At 68.5% G+C, this 17,143-nt stretch carries 21 protein-coding genes; 18 read left to right on the top strand and 3 right to left on the bottom strand.

Translation table 11 applies throughout. The annotated features are described in order from the left end of the window. Window positions 1–19 precede the first annotated feature (19 nt). The 12 genes from C0012_RS10935 (at window position 20) to C0012_RS10880 (ending at window position 10,938) form a co-directional block, all read left to right on the top strand. A complete protein-coding gene (locus tag C0012_RS10935; protein WP_162621768.1) occupies window positions 20–706 on the top strand; it encodes a hypothetical protein in 687 nt (228 codons plus the stop codon). Then, the gene (locus C0012_RS10930; protein ID WP_162621769.1) at window positions 706–1,620 is read left to right on the top strand and encodes a hypothetical protein; all 915 of its coding nucleotides are present in this window, start codon (window positions 706–708) and stop codon (window positions 1,618–1,620) included. The genes C0012_RS10935 and C0012_RS10930 overlap by 1 nt, the downstream gene beginning before the upstream one ends. Window positions 1,621–1,949: 329 nt before the next feature. Beyond that, on the top strand, window positions 1,950–2,762 hold the full coding sequence (locus C0012_RS10925) for a SipW-dependent-type signal peptide-containing protein (RefSeq protein WP_162621770.1): 813 nt from the start codon (window positions 1,950–1,952) through the stop codon (window positions 2,760–2,762). A 109-nt stretch (window positions 2,763–2,871) separates the two neighbouring features. Then, on the top strand, window positions 2,872–3,678 hold the full coding sequence (locus C0012_RS10920; RefSeq protein ID WP_110588137.1) for a signal peptidase I: 807 nt from the start codon (window positions 2,872–2,874) through the stop codon (window positions 3,676–3,678). Continuing rightward, window positions 3,675–4,661 (top strand): hypothetical protein, encoded by a 987-nt coding sequence (locus tag C0012_RS10915; protein ID WP_110588138.1) that lies wholly within the window; start codon window positions 3,675–3,677, stop codon window positions 4,659–4,661. Before C0012_RS10920 ends, C0012_RS10915 begins: the two co-directional genes overlap by 4 nt. 178 nt (window positions 4,662–4,839) lie before the next feature. Further along, window positions 4,840–5,559 carry a GNAT family N-acetyltransferase gene (locus C0012_RS10910; RefSeq protein WP_110588139.1) on the top strand — a complete coding sequence of 240 codons (720 nt, stop codon included), beginning with the start codon at window positions 4,840–4,842 and terminating at the stop codon, window positions 5,557–5,559. Window positions 5,560–5,615: 56 nt separating this feature from the next. Then, on the top strand, window positions 5,616–6,569 hold the full coding sequence (locus C0012_RS10905; RefSeq protein WP_110588140.1) for a hypothetical protein: 954 nt from the start codon (window positions 5,616–5,618) through the stop codon (window positions 6,567–6,569). Between the two features lie 383 nt (window positions 6,570–6,952). Then, window positions 6,953–7,870, top strand: coding sequence for a phosphate/phosphite/phosphonate ABC transporter substrate-binding protein (locus C0012_RS10900; RefSeq protein ID WP_110588141.1), 918 nt, complete (start codon window positions 6,953–6,955; stop codon window positions 7,868–7,870). After that, window positions 7,867–8,676, top strand: a complete 810-nt coding sequence (locus tag C0012_RS10895; RefSeq protein WP_110588142.1) for a phosphonate ABC transporter ATP-binding protein — start codon at window positions 7,867–7,869, stop codon at window positions 8,674–8,676. The genes C0012_RS10900 and C0012_RS10895 overlap by 4 nt, the downstream gene beginning before the upstream one ends. Then, a complete protein-coding gene (gene phnE / locus C0012_RS10890) occupies window positions 8,676–9,527 on the top strand; it encodes a phosphonate ABC transporter, permease protein PhnE (RefSeq protein WP_110588143.1) in 852 nt (283 codons plus the stop codon). The genes C0012_RS10895 and phnE overlap by 1 nt, the downstream gene beginning before the upstream one ends. Further along, on the top strand, window positions 9,524–10,288 hold the full coding sequence (locus C0012_RS10885) for a tyrosine-protein phosphatase (protein ID WP_110588144.1): 765 nt from the start codon (window positions 9,524–9,526) through the stop codon (window positions 10,286–10,288). Before phnE ends, C0012_RS10885 begins: the two co-directional genes overlap by 4 nt. Continuing rightward, window positions 10,285–10,938 carry a TetR/AcrR family transcriptional regulator gene (locus C0012_RS10880; protein WP_232527891.1) on the top strand — a complete coding sequence of 218 codons (654 nt, stop codon included), beginning with the start codon at window positions 10,285–10,287 and terminating at the stop codon, window positions 10,936–10,938. Before C0012_RS10885 ends, C0012_RS10880 begins: the two co-directional genes overlap by 4 nt. Window positions 10,939–11,051: 113 nt before the next feature. Here the strand turns inward: C0012_RS10880 and C0012_RS10875 are convergent, their stop codons facing one another. From C0012_RS10875 to C0012_RS10865, 3 genes are all read right to left on the bottom strand, one after another. Next, window positions 11,052–11,276 carry a hypothetical protein gene (locus C0012_RS10875; RefSeq protein ID WP_110588145.1) on the bottom strand — a complete coding sequence of 75 codons (225 nt, stop codon included), beginning with the start codon at window positions 11,274–11,276 and terminating at the stop codon, window positions 11,052–11,054. A gap of 109 nt (window positions 11,277–11,385) precedes the next feature. Further along, window positions 11,386–11,733, bottom strand: coding sequence for a DUF488 domain-containing protein (locus C0012_RS10870; RefSeq protein ID WP_110588146.1), 348 nt, complete (start codon window positions 11,731–11,733; stop codon window positions 11,386–11,388). 99 nt (window positions 11,734–11,832) lie between these two features. Further along, the gene (locus C0012_RS10865) at window positions 11,833–13,062 is read right to left on the bottom strand and encodes a mechanosensitive ion channel (protein WP_110588177.1); all 1,230 of its coding nucleotides are present in this window, start codon (window positions 13,060–13,062) and stop codon (window positions 11,833–11,835) included. Window positions 13,063–13,358: 296 nt separating this feature from the next. On the opposite strand from C0012_RS10865, the gene rpsF reads away from it, so the two are divergent. From rpsF to C0012_RS10835, 6 genes are all read left to right on the top strand, one after another. After that, window positions 13,359–13,703, top strand: coding sequence for a 30S ribosomal protein S6 (gene rpsF, locus C0012_RS10860; protein WP_110588178.1), 345 nt, complete (start codon window positions 13,359–13,361; stop codon window positions 13,701–13,703). Between the two features lie 10 nt (window positions 13,704–13,713). Beyond that, window positions 13,714–14,238, top strand: coding sequence for a single-stranded DNA-binding protein (locus tag C0012_RS10855; RefSeq protein ID WP_110588147.1), 525 nt, complete (start codon window positions 13,714–13,716; stop codon window positions 14,236–14,238). A gap of 28 nt (window positions 14,239–14,266) precedes the next feature. Next, entirely contained in the window at window positions 14,267–14,521 is a 255-nt protein-coding gene (gene rpsR / locus C0012_RS10850; RefSeq protein WP_110588148.1) for a 30S ribosomal protein S18, read from the top strand. A gap of 9 nt (window positions 14,522–14,530) precedes the next feature. Next, window positions 14,531–14,986, top strand: coding sequence for a 50S ribosomal protein L9 (rplI, locus tag C0012_RS10845; RefSeq protein WP_110588149.1), 456 nt, complete (start codon window positions 14,531–14,533; stop codon window positions 14,984–14,986). A 432-nt stretch (window positions 14,987–15,418) separates the two neighbouring features. Further along, entirely contained in the window at window positions 15,419–16,801 is a 1,383-nt protein-coding gene (dnaB, locus tag C0012_RS10840; protein ID WP_232527890.1) for a replicative DNA helicase, read from the top strand. Between the two features lie 49 nt (window positions 16,802–16,850). Further along, window positions 16,851–17,141, top strand: a complete 291-nt coding sequence (locus tag C0012_RS10835) for a hypothetical protein (protein WP_110589989.1) — start codon at window positions 16,851–16,853, stop codon at window positions 17,139–17,141. Window positions 17,142–17,143: the final 2 nt, after the last annotated feature.

Below are 17,143 nucleotides of genomic sequence, written 5' to 3'. Positions count from 1 at the left end.
GCACGGCAGAGGAAAGATGATGAGCAACGACATTGCGACCGGAGCCCGGAAGACCGCGCGCCGGAGCCGCGCGAAGAAGGCGGCGCTGCTGACGGCCGCGGCCGCGGCGGCGGCCGCGCTCGTCGCGGGCGCCGCGACCTGGGCACTCTGGTCTGCCTCGGACGCGTTCGCGGGCGGCAGCATCTCAGCGGGCGACATGAGCTTCACCGTCGGCACCGCGACGTGGGAGCAGGCGACGCCCGGCGTCACGAACCCCGCTTCGGGGACGCTCGAGGAGACTCCGACTGACTTCCTCACGATGCCGGGCGACGAGATCGAGATCCGTATCCCCGTGACGACGACGCTCGTCGGCGACAACCTGAACGTTGGTTTCGGCGTCACGTTCGCCGATCCCGCCGCGGGGTCCGGCGATATCGCGGCGACGTTCTACGTCGAGGACGCCGATGGAATGCAGGTGGCTCCGGCGACGGGGTCCGTCGCGCTCGGCGAACTCGCCTCGCCCGACGGGCTGGTCGGCTCCGACGCCGGCGCGACGGACGAGTGGACGCTCGTGGTCACGGTCGAAGTCCTCGGTGATTACGACTGGGTCGACCCCACCGCGGCGGACCCGGCGGCGGACGTGCAGGACGAGTGGACGGTCGGCGGGCTTGTCGTCCAGCTCAACCAGGTGCGATCGGGCCCCGGCTACACGGACGGAGACGCGTGATGCGAAACAGGACACGCATGGTGCTCGCAAGCGTCATCGGCGGGGCAGTGGCCTGCGCCCTCGTGTCGGGGGCTCACGCGCTGTGGTCGGTCAACGGCGTCGAGGCGACGTCGTCGATGCTCGTCGGCGATGTCTCGTTCGCCGCGAACCCGGAGGCGGACACCACGCAAGCGACGTACTCGTCCGCGGGCGAGGCCGTCGATGTCACGCTGCCCGGAACCGCCCTGATCACGGTTCTGGATCAGACGGGCATCGCTCCGGACCCCGTCATCTGGCGCTTCCAGGCGCGCGGCTTCGGCCAGGGGATCACGGGGATCGACTTCGACGTCGCGGTGACGTCGCAGGTGGCGACGGACGGGACGGTGATCGATATCTCCGACGGTTTCGCCGGGGAGAACACCCTGCTGTCTTTCTCGACCATCAAGGTATATCCCGCCGCGGCGGGCGGGGACTGCTCCGCAGTGCCGGACACCCCCGAGGATGCCGACGGAGAGAACGTGCACGTCTACGACGGCGATGCGCACGAGCTTCAAGCGGCCGGCGCCTACGCCGACGGCGAGACCGTGCAGGATTGGTGCGTCGCGATGAACTACAACCTCGACCCCGACGGCACATACCTGAACACCGTGTCCGCGACCGGTGCCGGGGAGGACGGATCCGAGCTCACGGCGCTGACCGAGTGGACGAGCGCGATCGGATTCCCGCCGTCGCTCAACGCGCTCGGTGAGTATGTGAACTCGGCTGAGTCGACCGGTACGGGCCAAGACGGGACGGAGACGAGCGGCTCATCGCTCTGGAGCTCGGTGATCTATCCGGATCCCTCGAACGAGCCGGACATCGTGATCTCGCTCGACCCTGCCGTGACGAACGTCAATCCGGACGTCGAGACGGGCGACACGTTCGTCAAGAACTGAAGACAGCACCCGCCGCGCCGCGGCGACCCGGGCCCTGTTCCCCCGGGTCGCCGCGGCGCGGTTTGTCCTGGTCAGATTGAGTTTTACGGGACTACTCATGTCGATGGGCAGCAGGCCGCGATTCGGCGCTCGGCCTACTCATCGATCGCTTCCAGGGCACCCATGTGTTCGTGCGGAACGCGGCGTGCGGATCCGGCCGTCGTTGACTGAATATGCGCCCGGAAGCAGGCGCCCAGCCCCGCGGAACGTCTCCGCGGAGAAGGTACGCCGGCCCGCGGTGGGCACGGAGAACATGCCCGTCGTGGGCACAGAGAGGAACCAACAGAACCATGGATAACAACGGAGCAACCGTCGTCGTGACGGAGGAACGCAAGCGCCGTCGCGGACTTGTGTGGGTGGGGCTCGGAGCGGTTGCGCTGCTCGCAGGTGGTTCGACCTTCGCCCTGTGGAGCGCCAACGACTCGTTCGCCGGTGGCGACATCACGGCGGGAGACCTGAACCTCGTCAGCACGAACGACACGACCTTCTGGGACGTCTCGTCCGACCGCACCGACGCGACGGAGACGATCCCCGGAACCGACGGTTCGCAGCTCGGCCACACGATCGTGAACGACACCTGGCGCGCGGTCCCCGGCGACAAGGTCGCCGCGGCCTTCTCGGCGGATGTCACCCTCGAGGGTGACAACCTCGTCGGCAAGCTCTCGATCGCCGGTTTCAACGACATCATCGAAGGCAACGCCTCGCTCGACTGGACCTATGAGGTCTACAGCGAGGAGGGCCTGCTCGTCACCGAGACGGCGATGCCCGCCGACGGCACGCTGCTCTACCTCTCGGCGCCCGCGGCGGGGCAGGAGGCCGGCCTGGAGGACGGCATCGACAAGCCCCAGGAGGGCGCCGCGGCCGCCGCCACGGCGGTCTACAACATGGCCGCCGTCACGGAGGATGTCACGGTCGTCGTGTACGGCACGTTCGATGTCACCGCGGGAGACGCGGGCCAGGCCACGACGAACGCCGACGGCACCTACAGCGACCAGACGACGGCCGAGACCGGCACGCGTCAGGACGCTCTCACGGTCGAAACGCTCGCGGGCATGCAGCTGCAGCTCGACCAGGTGCGCGACACGGGCGCGATCTTCGGCTGATCGTGCTGGGCCCAGCGCCCACTTCCCGCCGCGGCGTCGGGACTCCCCCGTCCCGGCGCCGCGGCTCACGTCTTCCTCCTCCCGCCACCCCGATCCCCAGGAGCCTCTGATGGGCACGCGACGATCCGCACGCAACGCCTCCCGGCGCGCGCGGACACGCGTCTGGCGTGACTCCCCCTGGCGCATCGCGGCCCATGCCCTCGGCGTGGCGCTCGGAGCCGCCCTCCTCGTTCTCGTCGTCGCGATCTTCGTGATCCCCCGCCTCCTCGGTGGGACGAGCCTCACGGTCCTCACCGGCTCGATGGAGCCCAGTCTGCAGCCCGGTGATGTCGTCGCCGTCCGTGGCATCGACGAAGCCGATGTCTGCACCGACCTCGCGATCGGCGACATCGTCACCTACCTCCCGAACCCCGACGACCCCGATCTCATCACTCACCGCATCGTGGCGAAGACGATCGGAACCTACGAGGACGGGACCGACTGTCGCCTCATCACCCAGGGGGATGCGAACAGTTCGGTCGACGAGCCCGTGTCGCCCGCGCAGGTACGCGGCGAGTTCCTCTACGGCGTGCCGAAGCTCGGCTGGGCGCGTGGCTGGGTCGCCGACAACCGGACGGCCGTCGTCATCGGTGCGCTCGTCGTCATCGGCGCTCTCTGGCTCTTCGACAGTATGCGCGGCCCCAAGACGCGCGTCGTCTCAACGACCGGACCTGCCCCTGCCGGGTCCTCGCCGTCGCCCGCCGCGCGCGGCGTAGATGACCGTGAGTACGAGCTGCGCATGCGCGAGCTGGCGATCCGCGAGCGCGAGATCGCCGTGCGCGAGTCCGAGCTCGGCATCGCGCACCCCAGAACATCCGCTGTCGACGCGGACCCCGCCGACGCATCAGAGCGAGAAGGAAAGGTCGTCTCCTCGTGAGCACACACCTCACCGACGACACCTACGTCGTGCGCAACTCCCACGGTCTGTCGGGCCGTGGCCGCGCTGTCGCGTGGCTGATCGCGCTGGTCCTGTTGATCGTCGGCGGCTTCGTCCTCATGAGCACGGCGGGTGCCACGATTCTCGGGGCCGCCGTCTCGGCGAGCGACGCGTCTTCGGACGCGGGAGGCGATGGATCCGTCGCCACCGATCCGTCGCAGAGCTATTCGCTCGCGACGAGTCCGGAACAGTCAGGCACCGACCTCGACGACGCGATCGTCGCGGAATGGGACGGACCGACGACCCACCTCGACTGGCAGGGCGACGGCTACGCGACGGCCGAGGCGAGCTTTGTCGGCACCCGGATCGTTTCGCCCGGCGACCGCGTGGAACGTACGCTCAACGTCGAGAACGCGGGCCCCGCGAGCGCCGTGATGACCGTCGCGCTCGACGTCTCCCAGCACCTCGACGCGATGAGCGAGAACCCAGATCTCGCCGAGCACGTGGACCTCTTCTGGGACGTGGCGGGCGTCGAAGGATCTGCGACGTTCGCGGACCTGCTCGCCCGCTCGGACGGGCGCCCCGTCGTGGCCGAGATCCAGGTGCCCCAGGGGGCACTCGCTCCCGTGACTCTGGGCGTCATGGTGCCGGCGGAGCTCACCGACCAGACGGGCCTCGACGCCCAGACGACGCTGTCGTTCGGAGTGAACGTGCGCATGCAGGGCGACACGGAGGAGCCTCTCGTGCGCACGGGCGGGGAGTACGCCGCGCTCGCGGCGCTCGCGCTGCTCGGTCTCGCCGCGATGCTCGCCGGCCTGTGGTTCCTTCTGCGCCGGCGCGGCGGTCGCTGCGACGAGTGCGACGCGAAGATCGAGCGCGACGAGCCCTGGATCATGGTGCATGCCGAGGACGGATCGCGGCGCAGACTCTGCGCGCAGTGCGCTGCCCTCGTGGTCTCCCGCGACGCGCTCCCCTCGGGGTGACATCGCCGCCTGTCCCCGCGGGCGGCCCCATGCTCTTCGTCGGCGTCGCGCGGCTTCCGGCCCGCACGGGCATCACCTGCATGTTGCACATATGCCGCCGAATCCGCGGTGTGGCGCCCGGAACATCCTCAGGCTCTCGGGCGTTGAATGCATGCGTATGTCTTTCGAAAGGGCGGCCATGAGCACAGTCAGCACCGATTCCGCGCCGACCCCGATGTCGGATGCCGTCCTCGACGCCCCGGCGTGGTCGTCGCTCACGGGGCACCATGCGCGCTTCGCCGTCGGGAATGACCTCGTCAAGCGATACCTCGACGACGTCTCTCCCTTCGCGGGCGTCGCCTCCTGGGAGAACCCGGACGTCTGGGACGCCGTGATCGACGAGTTCGGCCGCGGGGCCGAGCTGACGATCTCCCACGCAGACCCGGCCCTGCCGGACGGCTGGACCGAGATCTGGCGCGGCCACGGAGTGCAGCTCGTCGAGACGGATCGTCTCGTCGCTGAGCCCTGCGACGAGGCCGTCGAGCTTGGCGCGGACGACGTCGACGAAATGCTCGCGATCGTCGGCCGCAACCAACCCGGTCCGTTCCTCCCGCGCACGTACGAGCTCGGCCGATACGTCGGGATCCGCCGCGAGGGCCGCCTCGTCGCGATGGCGGGGGAGCGGTTGCGCCCCTCCGGCTGGACGGAGATCAGCGCCGTCTCGGTGGACGACGACTACCGCCGCCAGGGCCTCGCCTCGCGGCTGACGCGCGACGTCGCCCACCACATCCGAGCGCGCGGCGACCGCGCCTTCCTCCACGCGTCCGAAAGCAACGACGGTGCCGTCCGCGCCTACGAGAAGCTCGGCTTCGAGATCCGCCGTCGGGTGTCGTTCCTGCGGGTGCGCACACCGGCGTGATGGGCGCCCGCCGCGGCGCGGGCGGGGATGCTCCGCCCGGCACTTAGGCTGGCCGCATGGAGTGGACGAGCAACGTCGCGGCGGGGGAGTGGATCCGGGAGAGGCTGGATCCCGAAGGGCTGACATTCCGATCCTTCGTCCCGCGCGGCTTCCCCGCGTATGCGCGTGTCTTCCACCCGGCCCACCGCGAGCGACCCGTCGGTCTCACTTGGCCCGCAGCCGACGACCGCGACGGATGGGACCGCTTCCTGGCCGAGCGACCCGAGGTCGACACTGAGAGGGTGACGTGGCGGCAGGTCGCCGACGCCTTCGGCACGACGATGCACGAGCTCGCGCAATGGCACCGGCTCGTCCATCGCTCCGGCCCTGAGACGGGCGAGCCGCGCGACGCGGACGGGTGGCGGTACGCGGAACCGGATGAGGGACGGCTCGAACCCGAGGCGCTCGCCGCGGTCGCCCGCCATCTTGCGGCCCATACCGCGACGCCCGGCGATGGTTTCGCGGCCCTCTGGGAGGGGTGGGGTGGTGTCGTCGGCGGAATGTCGAGCGGTGCGCCGTCCACGTCGCTCCTTGCCCGCGAGGCCGGCGATCCGCATCATCAGGCCATGCTCGGAGCGAGCATGCGGGACGCGTTCAACAATGTGCTCCGTCGACCGAAGTGGCGCTCGGGGATCCTCTCGGACGAGATCTCGCGTGGGCCTCGGCTCGAGCTTCCCCAGCGCGGCCACGTGCTCTTCCACGCCGCGCCGCGGGAGTGGACCGACCCGTCGTGGCCCGAGCGGGTGCCGTGGAGCGACGGCGAGTGGACCCAGTCTCCGAGCCTCATCTGGCCGGAGGGCCGAGAGTGGGTTCTCGTCTCCGAGATCGACTTCGACTCGACGATCGTCTGCGGATCGGCCGAACTCATCCGCGCGATCTGCACAGATCCGGAGATCGAGGCCCACGCGATTCGCGCCGACGCAGATCTGACCTGGGATGCCGACGACCTGAACCGCCCGACAGGCGCCTGACGCGGCGACCCCCGTCCTTCGGGTGTCCGGCACACCCGCCGCCCGTTGCGCGGGCGTCGGAGCGGTCGAGGGGTGCCCGCTCCAGCGTCGGAGTTCTTGGGCGTACGGGGTGCGACACGCCGCATCGGGTGTTGTGGAACCCCTTCGGCTCCGACGCCCGCGCGGTGCTGCGTGTGCATCTCCGACGCCGGCGCGCCCAACCCCGGTGCCCGGCACGCCCCACACGCCCCGGTGTCCGGAACCTGCCGCACCCTCCACCCCCTCCGTCACCGTCCGTTCATCGAGTCTTCCGTTCTCGTATCATCGGTCTCGTATTTCCGCGTCACCCGGGAGGGCTTGTATCTGAGGAGTCCCCAGACACCTCAGACCCGAAAGGCGCTCCCATGCGACTCCGCGCTCCCCTCACCGCCGGCGCACTCGCGGCCGGCTCCCTGCTGCTCGTCACCGGCTGCTCGGCGAGTTCGGCCGATACGGGATCGGAAGACGACGTCATCCGATTCGCCACCATGCCCGTCAGTGATGACCCCTCCGTCGAGACGCCGGTCGACGCGATGGCCGCGCTCCTCGAGGAGGAGACGGGGATGGCGGTCGAGATCACCGATGTCCCTAACTACTCGGCCGTGATCGAGGCTGTGCGTGCCGGCCATGAGGATCTCGGCATCATGAGCGGATTCCCGTCCGCCCTCGCGGTGAACACGGGTGAGGTCGACTCGCTCGTCGCGTGGCCCGGTCTCGATGAGCCGGTCTCGACCTGCCTCGTGCTCGATGGCTCCCCGCTGCGCTCGCTCGCGGACATCACGCCCGACACGACGATCGCCTTCGCCGACCCGGCATCGAGCTCGGGCTTCTTCATGCCGACGCACATGCTCCACGAGGCGGGCCTGACGGCGGGCGACGACTTCGAGGAGCTGTTCTCCGGCGGCCACGACCGCAGCTTCATGGCGCTGCAGGAGGGGCAGGCCGACGTCGCGTGCACCTCGACGATCTTCCCGTCGATGGCCGGCCAGGGCGATCCGATGTTCCCCTTCGAGGAGGGCGAGACGCGGTCGATCGGTGAGAGCATCTCGATGCCGATCTCGATCTCCTTCCTCGGCAGCCAGCACATGAGTGACGCCAAGCGCGATGCGCTCATCGAGGCGATCCCCGCGGTCTTCTCTGACGCGAACCGCGACGAGCTCGGCGTGTACATGGAGGCCATGCCCGAGGGCGTCGAGCCGATCGTCGAGCCCGACGCGGAGCTCTTCCAGCCGTTCGTGGACATCGCGGCCGTCGCCGACGTCGACATCTCGGATCTCGGATGAGCGTCGTCGAGATGGCCGTCCGCCCGCAGCTTGCGGACGTCGCCGAGCCGCACGTTCGCATCCGCGACCTCGCCGTCCGCTACGCGGCCGACGCGCCGCTCGTGCTCGACGGCGTCGACCTCGATCTGTTCCGGGGCGAGACCGTCGCGCTGCTCGGCTCCAGCGGATCCGGGAAGTCGACGCTCATGAAGACCATCACGGGCTTTGCGCCGATCGCCTCAGGATCCGTGCAGGCGGGCGACTTCGATGTTGCGCACCTGCGTCGCGGACAGCTGCGCGCGCTGCGCTCGCACGTCGGTCAGGTGTTCCAGCAGTTCAATCTCATCGGTCGGCTGAGCGTTCTCACCAATGTGCTCACGGGATCCCTGCACGGCGCCGGACCCGTCAACATGCTCGGCACGTTCCGCAGCGCCGATCGACGACGCGCTCTCGAACTGCTCGATCGGGTCGGCATCGCGCACAAGGCGGGGCAGGAGGCTCGGTCGCTGTCGGGCGGCCAGCAGCAGCGCGTCGCGATCGCGAGGGCGCTCATGCAGAACCCTCGCGTGATCCTCGCCGATGAACCCGTCGCCTCTCTCGACCCGAAGATGAGCCGCACCGTGCTCGAGCTGCTGCGTTCGATCGCGCGCGAGGAGGGGATCCCGGTGCTCGTGAGCCTGCACGTCGTCCCGCTCGCGCTCGCCCACTCCGATCGCATCGTCGGGCTGCGGCACGGCCGGATCGTCGTCTCGGGACGCACCGCCGATCTCGGCGCGGATCAGCTCGCGCCCGTGTACGACATCGACGAGAACGAGGGGGACGAGTGATGCCGACGACCGAGGCCCAGAACCCGGCGCTGCGCGAGGGGCGCCCGGTCGAGCGGCTGGATCCGCGTGCCCGCGAGCGCATGGAGCGGGCGTTCCGGATCCCCCGAGCTCGATTCATCGTCGGCGCCGTCGCCGCGGTCGCGATCGTCGTCTGGTCGGCGAACGGCGCGCAGTTCGACTTTCTGAAGCTCGGCGAGGGTGCCGTCAACATGGGCGAGTTCGTCTCGCGCATGTTCCCGCCGGACTTCTCGAAGATCGGGACGATCCTGCTGCTCCTTCTCGAGACGCTGCAGATGGCGATCGTCGGAACGGTTCTCGGATCCGTGCTGTCTCTCGTCATCGCCTTCGGGGCCGCGAGCAACATCGCGCCGGCCTGGCTGTACTACCTCTGCCGGTGGACGATGAACATCATCCGCGCGCTGCCCGATCTGGTCATCGCCCTCATGTTCGTCTCGGCCGTTGGGCTCGGACCGTTCGCGGGGATCCTCGCGATGACGATCGGGTCGATCGGATCCATCGGAAAGGTGTTCGCCGAGGCGATGGAGGCCGTCGACCGCGGCCCCATCACCGCGATGGAGGCGGTCGGCGCCTCGAAGCGGCAGACGATCCAGTATGCGATCGTGCCGCAGGCGCTGCCCCTGCTTACGAGCTATACCCTGCTGCTGTTCGAGGGGAATGTGCGCGGCGCGACGATCCTCGGGCTGGTCGGAGCCGGCGGCATCGGGCTCGAACTGACCACCGCCATGAACCGCTACGAATATGGACACCTGTTCGCTATGGTCGTCTGCATCATCGTGCTCGTCACGATCATCGACCAGGCGAGCGCCATCATCAGAAGGAAGATCACATGACGCTCGATGCCCTCGATGTTCCCCTCACGGCTCCCGTGAACCTTCGCGACCTCGGCGGAGTTCCCGTCTCGGGGGGATCCCTGCGGCACGGATTCGCGATTCGTGCCGACGATCTCTCGACGATCGACGCCGATTCTGCGGCCGACCTCAGGGACGGTGGGCTCGTGGCGATCGTCGATCTGCGATCCCACAGCGAGGTGCGCTTCACGGGGCGCGGCCCGTTCGGATCGATGCCCGTCACCTACCACCACCTGCCGTTCCTCTCGTCGCTCGGCGACGCGCGCGGAGACGACCCGACGGAGGTCCTCGACCAGTCGCGGTTCGCCGCGATGTACGTTCGCATGTACGAGACGGCGGCGCCGCGCATCGTCGCCTCGCTCGCGATCATGGCGACGGCGCCGGGTGCGACCGCGTTCCACTGCGCGGCAGGCCAGGATCGAACCGGCGTGCTCGCCGCGTCGCTCCTGCTCACGCTCGGCGCATCGCATGACGCTATCGTCGAGGACTACGTCCGCACGGGCGAGAACTCGCCGGCGATCATGCGGCGCCTCGCGCCCGTCATGGGGCCGCTCATGGCCGAGCACGGCATGGAGCTCGAAGACGCCGCGAAGGCCGCGACGCGCGCCGAGTTCTCCCCGGCGCCGATGGAGGGGCTGCTGTCCCATCTCGAGCGCGAGTATGCGGATCCGCTCGTGCCGCTGCGAGAGGCGGGCCTGACGGAGGGCCTCATCTCGATGCTGCGCGAGCGCGCTGTCTCGTGAGCGACGAGGTATCCCGGGCCGCCATCGTGGGGGCGTCGAAGGAGGGTGCTGGCGAGCAGGCGGAGATTTCGCGCGGCCCCGGCCGACCACGCACGGAGGGCCACGATGAGCGGATCCTCGATGCCGCGATCGCCCTCATCGACGCCGGGGAGCAGGTCACCGTGAGTGCTGTCGTCGCCGCGAGCGGCGTCTCGCGCGCGGCCCTGTATCGGCGATGGCCGAGCATGACGGACCTCGTCGCGGCGGCCCTCGACCGTGGTCGCGCGTCGATCGAGATCGACACGACGGGCGGCGTCAAGGAGGGCATCATCGCCCTCATCTTCGGCGACCCGCGTGCGGTCCGCGGTGCGTCCTACAGCGAGCGCCGCTTCCGGACCCGCATGGCGCTCGTCATGCAGAATCCCGAGCTGCAGAAGGCGTACTGGTCGTCGCATGTGCGCCGACGGCGGGGCGCGATCCGTGAGGCTCTGGGCGAGGCCGTGCGCAGTGGTGAGCTGCGGGACGACCTCGATCTCGACGCGTGCATCGACCTCATCAACGGTGTCTTCTACTACCAGGCCGTCGTGCGCGGAGCGCGGATGGACGAGCCCGAGACGAAGGCCAGGTGCCGCGAGGCGTTCGAGGTCGCGTGGCGAGGGATGAGCGGGTGACAGTGTTCGGCCAGGATTCGCCCGGCGGGTGCGCGGAGCGCCTGACGGACTCGACGGAGAAGAGATGTCCGCCGAGGCCGTGGACAGCGAGATGAGGGCCTCAGGCTCGACCGTCAGGGCGTGATGCCGCCCGAATCCCCACCGGGAATCCCCACCGCAGGGGGCTGGAACGCCTGGGGATTCAGCTGCTCCTCCGCGGGCGGGTAGGCGGTCCGCTCGCTCGAGTCTGTGGTTCTCGAGGCCCGCCCCAGCACGATCGCGAGCACGACCCCGACGATCAGGAGCAGTCCGAGCACGATGGCGGCGAAGATCACGGTTCCGAGCACGACTGCGGACATGACAGCAGGCTATGAGCGCCCTGGCCTGTTGGCAACACCCCTTGCTCTGGCAGGCGGGGAGACGCCGCTGCTCGCCGACGGCGCGTTGTGGGTGCATCGTGGTCTGTGATCACCCGGCGAGATAGTCGCGCAGCACGGCTGCGTGGTTGACCTGCGGATCCCTCGCCCCGTAGACGAGGGTGACGACCGCGTGCGCGTCGATCGTCGCGCGCAGCTCGTCGGCGGCGGGGTTCTCGTCGAGCTCGGCGTCGTAGCGGGAGGCGAACTCGTCGAGCCGATCGGGGTCGTGATCCCACCAGCGGCGCAGCTCGGGCGTCGGGGCGACGTCCTTCATCCAGGCGTCGAGCGCGGCGCGCTCCTTCGAGATCCCGCGCGGCCACAGCCGGTCGACGAGCACGCGGAAGCCGTCGTTCGGCCCCGCGGCGTCGTATGCGCGCCGGATCCGCACCTCTCCCATGTCCGCGAGCGTACTGCGGGATGTCGGGCGCCGTCGATGCCCCGGACGCGACGCGGCCCGGCCTCGCGAGGAGACCGGGCCGCGCGCTGCCGAATCCGACTACGCCTGCGGGGGCGTCTGCGGTGCCTCGGCCTTCTTCGCCTGCAGCTTCTCGAGCGACTTCGCCGCCGCCTCGCGGCCGCCGAGCCCGTAGGCGAGGGCCGCGGCCAGCGCGCCGCCGACGACGACGGCGCCGAAGGCGAGCGTGATGATCTCGTCGGCGATGCCCATGTAGCTCAGGCCCATCGCCGTGAAGAGCGCGATCGTCGCCCACTTGAGCACATTCGAGACCGTCGACGATCCGACGAGCTTCGCAATCAGGTTCGCGATGAGGAAGCCCGCCGCGATGATCGCTCCGCCGAAGACGACCCTGCCGCCGAGCTCGAGCACCTCGTTGAGGATGTTCGTGACCTCGGGGAACCCGAGGGCGCGCGTCGCCATGATCGCGAAGAACACCATGATCGCGACCTGCACGATGCGGGTGATGACCGTCGACGCACTCGCTCCCTGCGGGAGGATCTCGAGCTTCGCGATCGAACGGTCGACGCCGAGGCCCGACAGTGTCGTATCGAGAAGGCCGCCGAGGAACGACGAGATCAGATAGCCGAGTCCGAGGATCAGCGCGGCCGTGACGATGGCCGGCAGCGCCGCGAGGAACATGCCGAGCATCTGTTCGGCAGGCTCGGAGATTGCCGAGATCCCGAGGATCTGCAGCGCGGCGATTGCCACGACGATGAGGATCACGGCGAACACGAGGTTGCCGATGATGCCCGGGATCTTCGACGGGGCGGCGGGGGTGTCGGTGTCCGCCGTCTGCTCAGCGGATCCCTTTCCGCTTGCCTCGCCGACGACCGCGTTCGCGCCCGACTTGGCCTTCTGCGTGAGCTTCGAGAAGTTGACGGCGCCGAGCGCGGTCTCGATGAGCTGCCGGACGATCCTCGCCAGCACGAAGCCGATCACGAAGACGAAGACGGCTCCGATGATGTTCGGGAGGAACCCGAGCACGGTGTTGAGCAGGTTCTGGATCGGCGCCAGCACTTGCGTGAGGGCGAACACCTGGAGGACGGCCATCAGGCCGAAGAGCCAGATGAGCAGCGAGGCGATCGAACCGACAGAGTCGCCGACGGCCTTGCCGTCATTGCCTTGGCGCTGCAGGAACTCGACCCGATTGACGAGCTTCCCGATGGCCCATCGGACGATGCCTGCGATGATCCATGTCACCGCGATGATGACGACTGCGAGGGCGATCTTGCCGAGGATGCCCATCCAGTCAATGTCTGCGAAATTCACGATCGACTCCTTGCCTCTCGGGTGAAGCGCGTTGCTGCGCAACGCTCGTGCACGGCAGACACTAGCGATACTGCCAGCATTTGCACAGGGGGCAGGGGTGGTTCTCTGCGGCTGTCGCAGGATGGCGGATTCGCTTCGGGGTGGCCTGTTCGATAGACTGTGCCGGTTGTCTGTCGTTCCTCCGTTCGGAGTGAGCAGCAGGCGACGTGCAACACACCCTCCTGGCGTCGGGAGATACCCGGCGCCCGTTCGAGTCCGAAGGAGGTGGGACAGTGACGCACACGCACCAGTACGAGATGATGGTGATCATCCAGCCTGAGGTGGACGAGCGCCAGGTTCCCGCGTACCTCGACAAGTACCTCAAGGTCATCACCGATGCCGAGGGCACGATCGAGAACGTGGACATCTGGGGCAAGCGCAAGTTCGCCTACGAGATCCAGAAGAAGAACGAGGGCATCTACGCCGTCGTCGACTTCACCGCGACGAGCGAGGCCACGCAGGAGCTCGACCGACAGCTCGGTCTTGCCGACGACGTGATCCGCACCAAGATCCTTCGCGCGGAAGAGGCCATCGCGATGGTCGCCTCCGAGGCCAAGCGGGCCGAGGCAAAGGCCGCGCGCAAGTCGGCGGCGAAGGCCTGAGGCTGATCGCATGGCAGGCGAAACCGTCATCACCGTCGTGGGCAACCTGACGGCCGACCCCGAGCTGCGGTACACGCAGTCCGGCGTGCCGGTCGCGAACTTCACGATCGCGTCGACTCCGCGCACGTTCGACCGACAGTCGAACGAGTGGAAGGACGGCGAAGCCCTGTTCCTGCGAGCCAGCGTCTGGCGCGACTTCGCCGAGCACGTCGCGGGTTCGATGACGAAGGGCATGCGCGTGATCGCGCAGGGCAACCTCCGTCAGCGCAACTACGAGACGCGCGAGGGCGAGAAGCGCACGTCGATCGAGCTGGACGTCCAGGAGATCGGCCCGTCGCTGCGGTACGCGACCGCTCAGGTCACGCGCGCCGCCAGCAGCGGGAGCTATGGCCGGGGCGGCGGAAACGCACCCGCTCAGGTGCCCGGTGGTCAGCAGGCCCCGCAGTCGGCCGGAGAGCCCTGGGCGACGCCCGGTTCGACGGGCGCCGATGCGTGGAGCACCCCGGGGTCGTTCTCTGACGACACTCCGTTCTAGAAACACTTCATTTTCGTAAGGACCCACAATGGCTGGAAAGTCGAGCGGCGACCGCCGCAAGCCGCGCAAGGGTGGCAAGAACGCCGCCCCCGCGAAGCACATCCGGGTCGGTGTCATCGATTACAAGGATGTCGCCACCCTTCGCAAGTTCATCTCGGAGCGCGGCAAGATCCGCGCCCGTCGTATCACCGGTGTGTCGGTGCAGGAGCAGCGCCTCATCGCTCGCGCGATCAAGAACGCGCGTGAGATGGCTCTTCTCCCGTACGCGGGCGCTGGCCGCTAAGGAGAACCCATGTCGAAGCTGATTCTCACGCATGAGGTCGACGGCCTGGGCAGCGCCGGAGACGTGATCGAGGTCAAGGACGGGTACGCCCGCAACTACCTCATCCCCCAGGGTTTCGCTGTGGCGTGGACCCGCGGTGGCCAGAAGCAGGTCGATCAGATCCGCGCGGCCCGCGAGGCGCGCGCGATCGCGACTCACGAAGAGGCCGAAACGCTCAAGCAGCAGCTTGAGCAGGCTCGCGTCAAGGTGACGGTCAAGGCCGGTACCGAGGGCCGCCTGTTCGGTTCGGTGGGGCCCGCAGATGTCGTGGCGGCCGTGTCGGCTGCCGGGCTCGGCGAGCTCGACAAGCGTCGCGTCACGATCCCCTCGCCGATCAAGGCCGTGGGTGATCACGAGGCACTCGTCCGTCTGCACGACGACGTGAGCGCCGTCATCACCCTGCAGGTCGTCGCTCTCAAGAAGTAACGACCGAGGCTGTCGAAGCGGCGCCGCCCCTCGCGGGGCGGCGCCGCTTCGCGCGTCTTCGCGGCCTGGGCCCGCGAATCCATCCACATGCTCCCCTGAATGTTCAAGTCTCAAGGGGTGGTTTAATCACACCTCATTCCACAGGGTGTGAGCGAAATGAAAACCTGGTCAAGCTGGTTTTCTTCCGGCTTGGATGGGGCGTGATCCCCAGTTCTCCACACCCGCGGTCCACAGCTTCTCCGGCGTTTTACCCAGGACTCTCCACAGAGTTATCCACAGGCAGCATTGAGGGGTGCGTGCGGCGGCGCCTAGGGTGAACCGTCGGCACCGGTCGGGGTGCCCGGAGGAATGTCAGGGGTTTCTGCTGACATGGTCACAGCGGCTTCGTGCGCCGCTGTGTGCGGGCGGTCCACCCGCGGAGGAGGAGAGTCTGTGTCGATCAACGACGTCGTAGCCGAACGGCTGGGCGGCGGGCGCGAGTCTGAGCGCACGCCCCCGCATGACCTCCTCTCCGAGCAGTCGACGCTTGGCGGCATGCTGCTCTCGAAGGATGCCGTGGCCGACGTCGTCGAGACGCTTCGCGGAGCCGATTTCTACATCCCGAAGCACGAGGTGATCTTCGACGCGATCCTCTCGCTGTACTCGCACGGCGAGCCCACCGACGTCATCGCCGTCACCGACGAGCTGATGAAGACGGGCGATCTGCAGCGGGCCGGCGGCGTCGACTATCTGCACTCGCTCACCTCGATCGTTCCGACCGCGGCGAATGCCGGCTACTACGCGTCGATCGTGCAGGAGCGTGCGCTCCTGCGTCGCCTCGTCGATGCGGGTACCCGCATCGTGCAGATGGGCTACGACGGCGAGGGCGAGGCGACCGAGCTCGTCAACCAGGCGCAGGCCGAGGTGTACGCCGTCACGGGGCAGGAGCAGTCAGAGGACTACGTGCCGCTCGAGACGGCGATCTCCGCCGCCGTCGAGGAGATCGAGGTCGCCAAGGGTCGCGATGGCGAGATGACGGGCGTGCCCACCGGGTTCACCGAGCTCGACGAACTCACGAACGGTCTCCACGGCGGTCAGATGATCGTCGTCGCCGCGAGGCCTGCGATGGGTAAGTCGACGTTGGCTCTCGACTTCGCGCGCGCGTCTGCGATCACGCACAACCAGCCTGCAATCTTCTTCTCGCTCGAGATGGGCCGGACCGAGATCGCGATGCGCCTGCTCAGCGCCGAGGGGCAGATCCCCCTGCAGAAGCTGCGTAAGGGCGATCTCGATTCCCGCGACTGGACGACCCTCGCGTCGACTCGCGGTCGCATCAACGACGCCCCGCTTTACGTCGACGACAGCGCGAACATGACGCTCGTCGAGATCCGAGCCAAGTGCCGCCGCCTCAAGCAGCGCGTCGGCCTGCGCATGATCGTGATCGACTACCTGCAGCTGCTCACGAGCGGCAAGAAGGTCGAGTCGCGTCAGCAGGAGGTCTCGGAGTTCTCTCGCGCGCTCAAGCTCATGGCGAAGGAGCTGCAGGTGCCGGTCATCGCGCTGTCGCAGCTGAACCGTGGATCCGAGCAGCGCCAGGACAAGCGGCCCATGGTCAGCGACCTCCGCGAATCGGGATCGATCGAGCAGGACGCAGACATGGTGATCCTCCTCCACCGTGACGAGGTCTACGACAAGCAGACCCGACCGGGCGAGGCCGACCTCATCGTCGCCAAGCACCGCAATGGCCCCACGGCCGACATCGCGGTCGCGTTCCAGGGCCACTACAGCCGCTTCCACGACATGGTGCACATGGATGGTGGGTTCGGCGGCGAGTAGCTCCGCCGAATGCATGGCCCCCGCGCCGCGCCGGTGACAGGATGGGGCCATGAGCCTCGGGTTCGTCATCGTCGTCATCGCGAGTGTCGTTCTGACGGTCGCGGCGGTCACCCTCGTGCGCGAGAACGGCGGCGTGCGGATCCCCTACGTCGGCAGGGCCGTCACCGACACGAGCCGCGCGAAGACGCAGCGCACCGTCGGATTCATCGCGCTCGCCGTCGGTGGCGTGCTCATGAGCTTCGGGAATCCGTTCAACGCGATCGGTTTCGTGATGCTCGCGCTCGTCCCGCCGCTGGTCGTGCTCGTTCGGCACAACGGGCGGATCCCGCCCGCGAGGTGACG

Source organism: Microbacterium suaedae (assembly GCF_003254645.1).
GTDB classification, from domain to species: domain Bacteria; phylum Actinomycetota; class Actinomycetes; order Actinomycetales; family Microbacteriaceae; genus Microbacterium; species Microbacterium suaedae.
This window is presented reverse-complemented; position numbering and strand designations above follow the sequence as displayed.